Annotated in this window: 9 protein-coding genes and 1 pseudogene; 5 read left to right on the plus strand and 5 right to left on the minus strand. The window is 60.6% G+C overall.

Going from position 1 to position 13,641, the window contains the following annotated elements; genetic code table 11:
- Position 1: 1 nt before the first annotated feature.
- Both L0Z65_RS08520 and L0Z65_RS08525 read left to right on the plus strand, forming a co-directional pair.
- Positions 2 to 1,345 carry a 3-deoxy-D-manno-octulosonic acid transferase gene (locus L0Z65_RS08520; protein ID WP_405112354.1) on the plus strand — a complete coding sequence of 448 codons (1,344 nt, stop codon included), beginning with the start codon at positions 2 to 4 and terminating at the stop codon, positions 1,343 to 1,345.
- A gap of 13 nt (positions 1,346 to 1,358) precedes the next feature.
- Positions 1,359 to 2,402, plus strand: coding sequence for a glycosyltransferase family 4 protein (locus tag L0Z65_RS08525; RefSeq protein ID WP_405112356.1), 1,044 nt, complete (start codon positions 1,359 to 1,361; stop codon positions 2,400 to 2,402).
- Positions 2,403 to 2,500: 98 nt separating this feature from the next.
- Here L0Z65_RS08525 and L0Z65_RS08530 read toward each other — a convergent pair whose 3' ends face one another.
- From L0Z65_RS08530 to L0Z65_RS08550, 5 genes and pseudogenes are all read right to left on the minus strand, one after another.
- On the minus strand, positions 2,501 to 3,664 hold the full coding sequence (locus tag L0Z65_RS08530) for a M20 aminoacylase family protein (RefSeq protein WP_096788889.1): 1,164 nt from the start codon (positions 3,662 to 3,664) through the stop codon (positions 2,501 to 2,503).
- Between the two features lie 91 nt (positions 3,665 to 3,755).
- The gene (locus L0Z65_RS08535) at positions 3,756 to 4,919 is read right to left on the minus strand and encodes a M20 aminoacylase family protein (RefSeq protein WP_405112360.1); all 1,164 of its coding nucleotides are present in this window, start codon (positions 4,917 to 4,919) and stop codon (positions 3,756 to 3,758) included.
- 10 nt (positions 4,920 to 4,929) lie between these two features.
- Positions 4,930 to 6,097: pseudogene (locus L0Z65_RS08540) on the minus strand (M20 aminoacylase family protein).
- Positions 6,098 to 6,322: 225 nt separating this feature from the next.
- Positions 6,323 to 7,489, minus strand: coding sequence for an acetylornithine deacetylase (gene argE, locus L0Z65_RS08545; protein ID WP_102897337.1), 1,167 nt, complete (start codon positions 7,487 to 7,489; stop codon positions 6,323 to 6,325).
- A 4-nt stretch (positions 7,490 to 7,493) separates the two neighbouring features.
- Positions 7,494 to 9,314, minus strand: coding sequence for an ABC transporter ATP-binding protein (locus L0Z65_RS08550; RefSeq protein WP_405112363.1), 1,821 nt, complete (start codon positions 9,312 to 9,314; stop codon positions 7,494 to 7,496).
- Positions 9,315 to 9,643: 329 nt separating this feature from the next.
- On the opposite strand from L0Z65_RS08550, the gene L0Z65_RS08555 reads away from it, so the two are divergent.
- The 3 genes from L0Z65_RS08555 to L0Z65_RS08565 all read left to right on the plus strand — a co-directional run bounded on the left by L0Z65_RS08555 (position 9,644) and on the right by L0Z65_RS08565 (position 13,465).
- Positions 9,644 to 11,344 carry a peptide ABC transporter substrate-binding protein gene (locus L0Z65_RS08555; RefSeq protein WP_096870950.1) on the plus strand — a complete coding sequence of 567 codons (1,701 nt, stop codon included), beginning with the start codon at positions 9,644 to 9,646 and terminating at the stop codon, positions 11,342 to 11,344.
- A 149-nt stretch (positions 11,345 to 11,493) separates the two neighbouring features.
- Positions 11,494 to 12,501, plus strand: coding sequence for an ABC transporter permease (locus tag L0Z65_RS08560; RefSeq protein WP_040172757.1), 1,008 nt, complete (start codon positions 11,494 to 11,496; stop codon positions 12,499 to 12,501).
- Positions 12,494 to 13,465, plus strand: coding sequence for an ABC transporter permease (locus L0Z65_RS08565; protein ID WP_096870949.1), 972 nt, complete (start codon positions 12,494 to 12,496; stop codon positions 13,463 to 13,465). Before L0Z65_RS08560 ends, L0Z65_RS08565 begins: the two co-directional genes overlap by 8 nt.
- The last annotated feature ends 176 nt before the right edge of the window (positions 13,466 to 13,641 follow it).

Below are 13,641 nucleotides of genomic sequence, written 5' to 3' on the forward strand. Positions count from 1 at the left end.
GATGTCCAGCCGCAAGACCAGCGCAGCGCCGCTGTTGTTTCACCTCTACCGCGCGATCACTGCGGTGCTGGCGCCGTTTGCCTATCGTAAAGTCGCAGGCAAGCTCGCCGATCACGGCGTGTCAGCTGCCCGCCAGCGCGAACGGATGGGCTATCCAACAGAGCCGCGCCCGGCACCTCAAACGCCCGATGGCCACCCTGCGCCGTTGCTGTGGTTTCACGGTGCCTCGGTCGGCGAGAGCCTGGCCGCGCTGAGCCTGATCGACAAACTGGCCCCCCGCCTGCCCGGCGCGGAATTCCTACTGACTTCGGGCACCGCAACTTCTGCCGAGATGATGGCCAAGCGTATGCCCGGCAATTGCCGCCACCAGTTTGCGCCGCTGGATGCGACAGCCCCCGTGCGCCGCTTTCTGCGGCATTGGCAGCCGGACGCAGCGCTCTTTGTCGAAAGTGAGCTGTGGCCGGTAACGCTGGACGCGGCCAAACGCTCCGGCGTGCGGCTGGCATTGGTCAATGCCCGACTGTCGGCCCGATCCATCGCGCGGTGGAAATCCAAACCGGCCACCGCTGCCTTTATGATGCAGCATTTCGATGTGTTGCTCAGCCAGAACCCGCAGATGGGCCAGAGCCTGATCGACCTTGGCGCCCCGGCTGATCGCGTCCATCCCAGCGGCAACCTGAAAGCCGGGTCCGCCCCGCTGCCCGTTGATCAGACCGCCCTTGCCTCCGTTCAGGCCGAGCTGGGAGCGCGCCCGCTCTGGGTCGCAAGCTCCACCCACCGTGGAGAGGAGGAGACCGTGATCGCCGCGCATAAAGCGCTGCTGGCCGAGACCCCCGACCTCTGCCTGTTGCTGGCGCCCCGTCACCCGGAGCGCGCAACAGAGGTGATCGCGCTGATCAAGAAGGCGGGCCTCAGCGTTGCCCGTCGCAGCGTAGGCGATGCCCTCACCCCTGACACGCAGGTCTATCTGGCGGATACACTGGGCGAGGTCGGCACATGGTATGCGCTGTCGCCCATCGTGTTTCTGGGCGGCTCCCTTGCCCCCATCGGCGGGCATAATCCGTTTGAGGTGGCACAGGCTGGCGCCGCCGTCATCACCGGCCCGGGTTATTCCAACTTTGCCGAGACCTATCCACCGCTGATCGACGCCGGTGGAGCGGTTGAGGTCAGCGACGCCCCAACGTTGGCCGACGCAGTCCAGCATTGGTTGACGGATGACACCGCCCTTAACACGGCTCGCACTGCTGCGCGCAGCGTGGTCGAGGCGCAGGCGGCAGCCCTTGACGGTGTGGTGGACCTGTTGATCACCCATCTGGCGCTCCCTTCACCCAACACGCGCAACTGATCGGAACCGCCAGATGGCCGACCTGCTTGTCACCAACTTCAATCACAATTTCACCGGTGTCTCGGCGACCGCTGCGAATGTGGTGCGTCAACAGGCCGGACGATACGAGATGGCGCTGGTCGGACGCGCCCTGCCCGGCTGCCCGGATCCGATTAGCATCGCCGCCGCCCGCGCGGCCTCACGCCATCATGACCCCGCCAAACCCTTCGCGATCTGGCACGTCCGGCGCAACACCGAAATGCGTGCCGCGATCTGGGCGCGCGACGTCCTGCGCCTGCCGGTGCGGATCGTTTTCACCTCAGCGGCGCAACGGCGGCATTCTGCGTTTCCGCGCTGGCTGATCTCGCGCATGGATGCGGTGATCGCCACCACCGAAGCCGCCGCAACCTATGTCCCCCATGTGCGTGCTGTGGTGCCGCATGGGGTCGACACCGATGTCTTCACACCGGCGGAGAACCGCAGCTCGGCGTGGGCCACGCTTGGCTATGGCGGCCAGCAAGGGATTGCCACCGTCGGGCGTATTCGGCCCGAGAAAGGCACCGATCTGTTTGTTGACGCTATGCTGCGCCTCTTGCCGAAACACCCCGGCGCTATCGCTCTGGTGATCGGGCGTGCCACACGAGAGCATCAGGGCTTTTTGAAGGGCTTGCAGGCAAAGATCGCCGCGGCGGGCCTTGGCGAACGCATTCTGTTTCCCGGCGAAATTCCGGCAAGCGATCTGCCGCGCGTGATGCGGGCGCTGTCGCTGGTGATGCAGCTGCCCCGCTACGAAGGCTACGGTATGGCCCCGCTGGAGGGTCTCGCGAGTGCTGTGCCCTTTGTCGGTTCAGACACCGGGTATTATCGTGCCTTTTCAGCGCAAGGGACCGTCGGCACCGTGGTGCCGTTGGAGGCCGCCGACGCCGCGGCAGAGGCCGCAGGTCAGTTGCTGTCAGCACCCGAAGAACTGTCACGCCGCGGACAAGCTGGTCGCGATTTGGCGGTCCACACCTTCAGCGCCCGTGCGGAGGCAGATGGCATCGACGCCGTTTATCAAGAGCTCTGGTCCGCAAGTTAAGCGCGAGCAGCCTCTCAAGCCCCCTAGATAACGCCAAAAAAAATCGCCTGCCCACAACGGGACAGGCGATCCTCTTAGCTTGTCTTTTACCTCAGTGATCAGGCGGCGGGCATCCGCTGTTCGACAATCTCTGCCCACCAGCTGCACCCGGCGGGAATGGCCTCATCGTTGAAGTTATATTCGGGGTGGTGCACGGCGGCGGTGTCGCCGTTGCCAACCAGAATATAGGCACCGGGGCGTTCTTCCAGCATGAAGGCGAAATCTTCGCCACCCATCACAAGGGGCGCATCATCGCAGCCACCAGAGATATCCCGCGCCACCTTCGCTGCAAACTCGGTCTGTTCGTCATGGTTCACCATCACCGGATACCCCCGGTGGTAGGTCACGGCCGCCGTACCGCCAAAGGTCGCAGCAATGCCATCGCAAATCTCATTGATCCGCTTTTCCGCCAGATCGCGCATCTCGCCAGACATGGTCCGCACTGTCCCCTTGATCTGAACGCTCTGCGGGATGACGTTGAACGCCTTGGAGGAGGTCTCAAATGAGGTCACCGAGACCACGATCTGATGCACAGGATCGGCATTACGCGAGGCAATGGTTTGCAGCGCCAGCACGGCCTGCGCCGACATCACGGTCGTGTCGATGGTTTCCTGAGGCTTCGCCGCATGACCACCGCGCCCTTCAAAGGTGATGTCGAACTGATCGGTCGCCGCAAAAAACGCGCCCGGACGGATCGCGAAGGAGCCAACCGGGCGGCCCGGCCAGTTGTGCATGCCGTAGACTTCCTGGATGTTCCAGCGATCCATCATGCCGTCGTCGCACATTTCCTTGCCACCGCCGCCGCCTTCTTCGGCGGGCTGGAAAATCACCACCACGGTGCCGTCGAAATTGCGGGTCTCAGACAGGTATTTGGCCGCCCCCAGCAGCATTGCTGTGTGGCCATCATGGCCACAGGCGTGCATCGCGCCATCGGTCTTGGAGGCATAGTCCAACCCGGTCTGTTCATGGATCGGCAGCGCGTCCATATCGGCGCGCAAACCGATCACCTTGCCAGAGCTGTCAGACTTGCCCTTGATCACACCAACAACGCCGGTGCGGCCAATGCCGGTGACAATCTCATCACAGCCGAACTCTTTCAGCTTCTCCGCAACCAGCGCGCTGGTGCGGTGGGTCTCGAACAGGATTTCAGGGTTTTCATGGATGTCACGTCGCCAAGCGGTGACTTCGCTTTGCAGTTCGGCGAAACGGTTCTTCACAGGCATGGTAAGGTCCTTTTTCTCTATCAATGCGCTGACGATCTTGGTCCGCGCTGTTTTCAGTTGAATGACGGTTGATGCAGACGACCCCTTCCTATCAAGGCATTGGTAGCCGCTGCTCGATCAGGGTGACGAACCAGCTGCATCCGGCTGGGATGGCATCGTCGTTGAAATCATAAGCCGGGTGATGCAGGCCAGCCGAAGGGCCATTGCCAACACGGATCATGGCACCGGGGCGCTCCTCCAGCATGAAGGAGAAGTCCTCACCACCCATGGCCAGTGCCACCTCCTCACAGTCGCCCGCCACCGCCAGCGCTGCCGCATGGGCGTATGTGGTCGCCTCAGCATCATTGATTGTCACGGGGACACCGTTCACAAACTCCACCTCCGCAGAGCCGCCAAAACTCTGCGCAATTCCGGCAGTGACAGCACGCAGCCGCTCTGGGATCTGTGCCCGGACTTCTGGTGAATGGGTGCGAATGGTGCCTTTCACCTCCGCCCGGTCCGGGATGACGTTATACGCCTTTGACGATGTCTCTGCCGAGGTGATCGACAAAACCCCCTGCATAATGGGATCGACATTGCGCGACACGATGGTCTGAAGGGCTGTGATCAGCGAGCACATCATCACCGTGGTATCGGCGGTTTCCTGCGGTTTGGCCGCATGGCCACCGCGTCCTTGCAGACGAATAATGAACTCATCAACAGAGGCCAGGATCGGCCCCGGGCGCAGGGCGAATTTGCCCAGTTCAAGCCCCGGCGAATTGTGGATGGCATAGACCTCATCAATACCGAAGCGGTCCATCAGACCATCCTTGCACATGGCCTCAGCACCATTGCCGCCCTCTTCGGCGGGCTGAAAAATCACCACGGCAGTGCCATCGAAATTGCGGGTCTCGGACAGGTATTTGGCCGCTCCCAGGAGCATCGCGGTATGGCCGTCATGGCCGCAGGCGTGCATCGCGCCCTCAATCTGCGAGGCATGCGGCAGGCCGGTGTCTTCTGCCATAGGCAGCGCATCCATATCGGCACGCAGACCAATCGCCCGGTGCTGCGTATCGCTGCGACCCCGGATCACCCCAACAACGCCGGTCCGGCCGATCCCCGTCACCACCTCGTCACAGCCGAAGGCACGCAGCTTCTCGGCCACCAGTGCGCTGGTGCGATGTGTCTCGTAGAGGATTTCCGGGTGCTGATGGATGTCCCGACGCCAGGCGGTGATTTCGGCGTGCATTTCAGCAAAGCGGTTCTTCACGGGCATCGGGTCATCCTCAGGCTGCGGGCATACGTCGTTCGACCAGCTCGGCGAACCAGCTGCAGCCCAGCGGGATCGCCTCATCGTCGAAATCATAGGCCGGATGGTGGCACATGGCGGTGTCCCCATTGCCAAGGAAGATATAGGCGCCCGGGCGCTCTTCCAGCATGTAGGAGAAGTCTTCCGATGGCATGATCGGATCCGTGTTGTCGCTCACCTTGGGCGACACGGCGCGCGCCGCCTCCACCGCATAGCCGGTCTCGGCTTCGGTATTCACGGTCACCGGATAGCCCGGCATCCAATTGACCTCAGCCTGCGCGCCGTAGGCCGAGGCGATATCCTCCGCAATGCGGCGCACGCGGGTCTCGGCCAGGCTGCGACATTCCTTATCCAACGTCCGCACGGTGCCCTGCAGCCGAGCCGTATGGGCGATCACATTGGAGGCGGTGCTGTCGGTTTCAAAGGTGCCAACAGTCAGCACCACACGCTTCAGCGGGTCGATATTGCGCGCCACAATCGACTGCAAAGACACCACAATCTGTGCAGCCACAAGCGTGGTATCAATCGCCTCATGCGGGGTAGCCGCGTGCCCCCCTAGCCCGGTCACGGTGATCTCGAATTCATCGGAGGACGCCATAATGGGACCGGAGCGAATGGCAAATTCCCCAACCGGAATGCCCGGCGCATTATGAAGGCCATAGACCTCCTGAATACCCCAACGCGCCATCATGCCGTCATCGCACATCGCCTTGCCTCCGGCACCGCCTTCTTCTGCCGAGCTGAAAAATCAGCACTGCCTTGCCGTCAAAATTGCGGGTCTCGGCCAGATATTTCGCAGTGCCGAGCAGGATCGAGGTATGGCCATCATGGCCGCAGGCGTGCATCAGCCCCGGCGTCTGGGAGGCATAATCCAGCCCTGTCGCCTCAGTGATTGGCAGCGCATCCATATCGGCACGCAGGCCGATAGCGCGGCCCGAGGTGTTGGTCTTGCCCTCGATGACGGCGACGACCCCGGTTTGGCCAACACCGGTGGTGATGTCTGTGATGCCAAAGCTGCGCAGCTTCTCCTCGACAAAAGCGGCGGTCTTATGCACCTCATAGAGCAGTTCCGGCATCTGATGCAGGTGACGCCGCCAACCGGTGATCTCAGCGTGCATTTCAGACAGGCGATTCTTGATCGGCATGGGCATCTCCCTAATATTGGTCCGCTGTCCCAGCTGCATCGCTGGCTGCCAAGCAACGAAAACACTGTTTCCAATGGCGCGAGCAGGCGGATAGCCGCATCAACGGTAAGGTCTGCGGCCACTCTCTTTCAGAAAACTTGCCTTATCAAGTAATGAGGTTCAAGCAGATCGCCGTCGGCCATGATCAGCCCAAGCAAAGGCCCCGAAACCGGCGCAGGCCAGCCGTCAGGCTGCGAGGCGGTCAACCAGCTGCTGCATGAACCGATGGCCCGCGTTGAACTGCGATACCTCGATATACTCATTTGGCTGATGCGCCTGCGCGATATCACCAGGCCCGCAGATCACAGCGGAATAGCCCGCTTCCTGAAACTGCCCCGCTTCGGTCCCATAGCTCACCACATGGGTGCCATTGTCGCCGGTGAGCGCACGCACCAGAGTTTCGGCTTCGCCTTCGACCTCGGGAACCAGGCCCGGCACATTGAACTTCTTGCTGACATCAATGCGGGTGTCGGGATGGACCGCCTGCATCTCTGCCTCGATGTCGCGCAGCTTCGCCAGATAGGCCGCTTCCCATTCGGCCGCAGATTCGCCGGGAACAACCCGGAAATCCATCACGAAACGGCAATCTTTTGCCGTGATGTTATGGGCCGTGCCGCCATTGATCATACCGACGTGGCAGGTGGTGAAGGGCGGCGTGAACAGAGATGCGACGTCATCCGGCGTCTTGGCCATATTCTCCGCATTGCGCGCATTGGCCCAATCAATCAGCCGGGCCCCCTGCATGATGGCGCTGACACCCGTGTGCATGAGAGAGCTGTGCACCTCAAAGCCCACCAGATGAGTGCTGTAGCCAATACCACCCTTGTGCCCGGTCACCGGGCGCATCACCGAAGGTTCCCCAACGATGACACAGGATCCCTTGGGCAGAACCTCCTGCATTGCGACAATCATCGGCGGCGCACCGGTGCAGCCTACCTCCTCATCAAAGCTGAGCGCCAGCTGCAAAGGCCGCGCGACACCTCGGTGGTGCGCGGCGACCAATGCCCAGATCGCCAAGGCGTCAAAACCTTTCATGTCGCAGGTGCCGCGACCAAAATACTTGCCGTCCCGCTCAACCACGGTGAAGGGATCGCTGTCCCACGGCTGCCCCTCAATCGGCACAACATCCGTATGCCCTGACAGCACCACTGCCCCTTCGACCTCGGGGCCGACATGCGCAAAAACCGCCGCCTTATGCGGCTGATCGGGATCTACCCAGCGGTGCGCGGTGATGCCGTGACCGGCCAGATAGCCCTCGACCCAATCCACCAGCGGCAGGTTGGTTTCGCTGCTGACAGTGGGAAAAGAGATCAGCTTGCTCATGATCTCCAGCGGGGTGAGCTGCTCTGCCATGTTCTTAGTAACCGCTATCCGTGGTCAGAACAAAATGCCCCGGTTCCACCTCAATATACTGCGAGGGCTCGGGCTCGTAGTTCAGATCGTGGATCGGCGACGGGATCGGTTTGAAGTTCAGATCCTTCTCCGATTTGCGCTGGTTGGGATCAGCAATCGGCACCGCCTTCATCAAGGCCTGCGTGTAGGCGTGCTGCGGGTTCTCAAACACGCGCGCGCGCGGTCCGAGTTCGACAATGCGGCCCAGATACATCACGCCAACCTGATGGCTGACCCGTTCAACAACGGCCATATCATGGCTGATAAACAGGAACGACAGCCCCAGTTCGGCCTGAAGTTCCATCATCAGATTAAGCACCTGCGCCTGCACCGACACGTCCAGCGCCGAGACCGCCTCATCCGCGACAATCAGTTTCGGATTGAGTGCAAGGGCGCGGGCAATGGCGATACGCTGGCGCTGACCGCCGGACATCTCATGCGGATAGCGGCGCATGAAACCGCGCGGCAGATGCACCCGATCAAACAGGGTGGCAACGCGGTCCTGCAGTTCTGAACCAGAGGCCAGACCGTAGTTGCGCATCGGTTCCGCCACCTGGTCCAGCAGCTGCATCTGCGGATTGAGAGAGGCAAAAGGATCCTGAAAGATCATCTGCATATCAAGCCGCGCCTTGTGCAGCTCGCTCTGGTTCAGGCCAAGGATATCGCGGCCTTCGAATTCCACCGCCCCGGATTGCGGCTCCACCAAGCGCAGGAGCGACCGCCCGGCGGAGGATTTGCCGCAACCGGATTCACCAACCAGCGACAGGGTCTGCCCCTTGAACACCTTGAAAGACACATCTTCAACCGCATGCACATTGGCCACGGTACGGCGCAGGATGCCCCCCTTCACCGGGAAACGGGTCACCAGGTTGCGAACGTCCAGCAGCACCTCATCGCTGCCCGTGATCGGTGCAATTTCCTGCTGCTCCACGCCCATCAGCTTCATCGGCTCCGGGTAGTCCTTGCCGCGCATCTCGCCCAGCTTGGGAACCGCCGCCAATAGGGCTTTGGTGTAGTCATGCTGGGGGTTCTCGAAGATCTCCGTGACGGTACCTTCCTCGACCTTATTGCCACGGAACATGACGACCACACGGTCTGCCATCTGCGCGACCACCGCCATATCGTGGGTGATGAACATCACGGCTGTGCCGGTTTCCCGCTTCAACCGGTCCATCAGCGCAAGGATTTCAGCCTGAATGGTCACATCCAACGCCGTCGTCGGCTCATCTGCGATCAGCAGACGCGGCTCGCAGGCCATCGCCATCGCGATCACCACCCGCTGGCGCATCCCGCCCGACAATTCATGCGGATACTGTTTCAGGCGGCGTTCCGGCTCTGGGATGCGGACCTCACGCAGCAGCTCCAGCGCGCGCGCTTCGGCGTCTTTCTTGCTGAGGTTTTTGTGGATCCGCAGCCCTTCTGTCAGCTGACGCCCGACGGTGAACACCGGGTTCAGCGCGGTCATCGGCTCCTGAAAGATCATCCCGATCTCATTGCCGCGAATCTGTTTCATCAGCGCCTGATCGGTTTTGCCGAGATCCACCTCACCTCCGTCGCGGCGGTCAAACAGCAGCTGCCCTGACGTAATATCGCCGCCACCAAACTCAACCAGACGCATCAGCGACAGCGAGGACACCGATTTGCCAGACCCGGATTCGCCAACAATGCAAACGGTTTCGCCGGGATTAACATCAAAGGAGACATCCTTGACGCCCACCACCGGGCCGTCTTTGGTCTGAAACTCCACCCGGAGCCCTTTGATTTGCGCGATTGGTTGATCCAGCACCGTGACGTCCCCTTCGTATTCTTCTTTTTTCGATGGCGTTAACAGAAAGGTGTACGCACCTGCGCTGACCCCGTCAAACCCACGGCCAGAGCCTGCGCAATTTTTTCTCGGCTGCAAGTCTTGCAATTTGGCAGAAGTCTGTATTCGATACCCGCAGTGCAGCCACGCCTGCCTCCGGTTGCAAGCCCTGATCGCGGTAACGTGATCGCAGCCACAACCCGGCAGAGATTGCGTGCTCAACCGCACAGACCACAGCGATGTGGCAAATCTCCGGGGTGCAACAGACCCGGTCAAAAGAAGGCACATACGTGTCCGACAAGGAGTGAATTATGAAAATTAAGACCCTTTTGCTGGGTGCAATTGCGTCAGCCGCGCTTGCCCCCGCAGCCTTTGCCGAACGGGGATCGGACGGCCAGGTTAACATCATTTATTGGCAAGCCCCGTCCATCCTGAACCCGTTCCTGTCGGGCGGCACCAAGGATGTGGAATCGGCGTCACTGGTGATCGAACCGCTGGCACGCTACGACCCACAGGGCGAAATGGTTCCCTATCTGGTTGAAGAGATCCCGACTGTCGACAATGGCGGCGTGAGCGAAGATCTCACCTCGATCACCTGGAAGATCAAGCCGGGCCTTCTTTGGTCGGATGGTACGCCTTTCACCTCCAAGGATGTGAAATTCACCGCTGATTATTGTATGCACCCCGAAGGCGGCTGCGCGCAGGTCACCAAATTCGAAGGCGTCACCAGCGTCGAAGCTGTCGACGATCTGACCGTCAAGGTCACTTTCGACAAACCGACCCCCTTCCCCTATGGCCCCTTTGTCGGCGGCGAAAGCCCGATCATCCAGGCTGCGCAGTTTGCTGATTGCGTCGGTGCCAAAGCACCCGAATGCACCACCGCCAACTTTGCGCCCATCGGCACCGGCCCGTTTGTGGTCGATGAGTTCAAGCCTAACGACGTGATCACCATGTCGGCCAACACCAACTACCGTGACCCGGCGAAGCCTGCCTTTGCCAAGGTTCTGTTCAAAGGTGGCGGCGACGCAACCGCAGCAGGTCGTGCCGTTATGGAAACCGGCGAGTTCGACTACGCTTGGAATCTCCAGCTGGCCCCCGAAGTCATCGCGCAGATGGAAACTGGCGGCAAAGGCGTGCCAGTCGCGGGCTTTGGTCCTCTGGTTGAGCGTATCATGCTGAACAACACCAACCCCGATCCGGCGCTTGGTCCGGATGAGCGTTCGGTGATCCGCCCGCATCCGTTCCTCAGCGATCCGGCGGTCTACAAAGCCATGTCACTGGCCATCGACCGTCCGCTGCTGGTGGAAATCGGCTATGGCAAGGCAGGCAAAGTCGGCTGTAACTGGGTTCCTGCCCCTGCAGCCTTTGCGTCGGATACGTTCGACTGCTCCACTCAGGATCTCGCCGCCGCTAACGCGATGCTGGACGAAGCCGGCTACAAGGATACCAACGGTGATGGCGTCCGGGAAACACCCGACGGCAAGCCAATGAAAATCCTGTACCAGACATCGACCAACGCCGTGCGTCAGGATTTCCAGGCGCTGATCAAACAGTGGTGGAGCGAAATCGGCATTGAGACCGAGCTGCGCAACATCAACTCTTCGGTCTTCTTCGGTGGTGATCCGGGTTCCCCCGACACCTTCCAGAAGTTCTATGCTGACGTCGAAATGTACGCAAACACCTTCAACGGCACCGACCCGCAGTCCTATCTGGGCAACGGTCTGTGCGACAAGGCACCGCGTCCTGACAGCCAGTGGCAGGGTGAGAACATCTCCCGCTTCTGCGATGAGGAATTCGACAAGCTGCACGCCGAACTGTCCCAAACGGCTGGTCTGGAAGCGCGCGCGGAAATCGCCAAGCGCCTGAACGATATCATCGTCGAAAAAGGTGGCATGATTCCGCTGGTTCACCGTGGTCGTCTGTCCGCGCGCTCCAACACCCTGGGTGGCGTGGATCTGAACGTCTGGGACACCGAGCTGTGGAACGCAGCTGACTGGCACCGCACCGAGTAAGCGTCTAACGCCTGCAGTGGCCCCGGTAATGCGCCGGGGCCTCTTGCCATTTACGTCCGAATGACGTCATTGCATCGGCCAGAAATGGATCTCAGGCAAAAGACCGCCCAGTTCCACCCCATTCTTCCAATTGCAAAGGCGCCTACTGGATGCTGACCTTTACAATCAGACGCCTTGTTCTGTCGGTTCCGACGCTTCTGTTCATCAGCCTTGTTATCTTTTTGCTGCTTGAACTCGCGCCCGGTGATCCGATGGCTCAGGTTCCTCTGACCGTCCCCCCCGAAGTCAAAGAAAAGATGCGCGAGGCGCTTGGCCTTGGCCAACCCGCGCATATCCGATTCTGGAAATGGATCGTACAGTTCTTCTGGATCGAACCTCAGGTTCTGATCGACCACTATTTAGGCACCAGCTTTTCAGCCGGTGACCTGCGTGTGATCTCCTGGCAGACCCGCTCGCCAGTGATGGATATCGTTGTGCAGCGCATGCCGCAGACCCTCTGGGTTGTGGGCACGGCCTATCTGGTGGCGATCGCCATCGCCCTGCCTATCGGCATTTATTCAGCCTACCGCCAGTATAGCTGGTTCGATCAGGTCGGCACCTTTGTGTCGATGGTCGGCTTCTCGGTGCCGCCGTTTTTCTCCGGCGTGTTGGTGATCGTAATTTTCTCGGTGCAGCTTGGCTGGTTCCCCTCGATCTATGACACCACGCATGTGGTGAACAGTTGGGACTCCTTCGTCAAACAGCTGCAACAGATGGTCATGCCGGTCATGGTGCTGGCGTTGCAAATTACCGCACAGCTCAGCCGCTTCATGCGTGCCTCGATGCTGGACAACCTAAATCAGGATTATGTCCGCACCGCCCGCGCCAAAGGCCTGAGCGAATATGTGGTTGTGATGGTCCATGTGCTGCGCAACTCGATGATCCCCGTGGTTACCGTGATTGCGCTTGGTATTCCGGCCATCTTCGGCGGTGCGATCATCACTGAACAGGTGTTCAAGGTGAACGGCATCGGTCAGCTGCTGATCGGCGCGATTGAGGCCAACGATCTGCCGATGGTGCAAACGCTGACCTTTATCTTTGCTGTGCTGATTGTTCTCTTCAACCTGATCGCAGATGTGCTCTATGGCATTCTAGACCCGAGGATCCGCTATGACTGATAAGGACCGTCTGGTTCCCGACGAAGGGATTGCCCCCGCCTCCACCGCCCTGCCCGCCGCAGGTGTGATGGAAGAGCTGGACCAACCGCCCCGCAGCCAGTGGCTGGATGTGTGGGATCAGTTCAAATCGCACAAAGGTGCCATGCTTGGCGGTGCGCTGTTTCTGCTGATCGTGCTGACGGTCTATCTTGGCCCGTTTTTCTGGGATATCGATGCCACCCGCATCGACATCCGCGCCCGCAATCAGGGCCCCAGCTGGGCACATCCCTTCGGGACCGATCAGCTGGGCCGCGACATGCTGGCCCGGATGATGGCAGGGGGGGCGACTTCCGTTTCCGTTGGTCTGACCGCAATGCTGCTGGCGCTGTTCCTCGGCTCGCTGGTGGGCGTATTGGCGGGGTTCTTCAAGCGCCTCGACGGGCCGCTGATGCGACTGACAGATCTGTTTCTGGCGCTGCCTTTGCTGCCGCTCCTCCTGGTGATGATGCTGCTGTTCCGCGAGCCGCTGAACGCGACCTTCGGGCCGGAACAGGGCATCTTCATCCTGATCGTGGCTTCCATCGGCATCACCAGTTGGATGCCCACCGCACGGATTGTGCGGGGCGATGTTCTGGCGATCAAGGAACGGGAATTCGTGTTGGCGGCGCGCTCCATCGGGACCACCAACAGCAAGCTGATTTCGCGCCACATCCTGCCCAACGTGCTGTCGCCGATTATGGTGTCGGCCACACTGGGTATTGCGACCGCGATCATCACCGAGTCGGCTTTGTCCTTCCTCGGCCTCGGCTTCCCGCCGGATTTCCCGACCTGGGGACGGCTGCTTTATGATGCGACGGATTATCTCCAGCAGTATCCTGAGCGGGTGTTCTGGCCCGGCATGGCGATCTCTCTCACCGTGCTGAGCGTCAACTACCTCGGCGACGGCCTGCGCGACGCGCTGGACCCTCGGATCCGGGGCCGCTGATACCGAAGACGCAGTACGGGGCATAACACCCCTACACATTCAAATAAAAACATATCAATCGGCCACTCCCTCAGAGTGGCCGATTTGTTTTTGCCCACTGCAAGCGCGGCGGGACGCCTGATCCAGAGAGATCACTTCGGACAGAATAATTTCCTGCACAATACGCCATGCCATCT

Origin of the sequence: Phaeobacter sp. BS52 (genome assembly GCF_045040595.1) — a bacterium.
Taxonomy (GTDB): domain Bacteria; phylum Pseudomonadota; class Alphaproteobacteria; order Rhodobacterales; family Rhodobacteraceae; genus Phaeobacter; species Phaeobacter piscinae.

Bases quoted from the DNA above. Each gene is read 5' to 3' on its own strand.
- L0Z65_RS08520 (WP_405112354.1), top strand. From the start codon at position 2: ATGTCCAGCCGCAAGACCAGCGCAGCGCCGCTGTTGTTTCACCTCTAC.
- L0Z65_RS08525 (WP_405112356.1), top strand. From the start codon at position 1,359: ATGGCCGACCTGCTTGTCACCAACTTCAATCACAATTTCACCGGTGTC.
- L0Z65_RS08530 (WP_096788889.1), bottom strand. From the start codon at position 3,664: ATGCCTGTGAAGAACCGTTTCGCCGAACTGCAAAGCGAAGTCACCGCT.
- L0Z65_RS08535 (WP_405112360.1), bottom strand. From the start codon at position 4,919: ATGCCCGTGAAGAACCGCTTTGCTGAAATGCACGCCGAAATCACCGCC.
- argE (WP_102897337.1), bottom strand. From the start codon at position 7,489: ATGGCAGAGCAGCTCACCCCGCTGGAGATCATGAGCAAGCTGATCTCT.
- L0Z65_RS08555 (WP_096870950.1), top strand. From the start codon at position 9,644: ATGAAAATTAAGACCCTTTTGCTGGGTGCAATTGCGTCAGCCGCGCTT.
- L0Z65_RS08560 (WP_040172757.1), top strand. From the start codon at position 11,494: ATGCTGACCTTTACAATCAGACGCCTTGTTCTGTCGGTTCCGACGCTT.
- L0Z65_RS08565 (WP_096870949.1), top strand. From the start codon at position 12,494: ATGACTGATAAGGACCGTCTGGTTCCCGACGAAGGGATTGCCCCCGCC.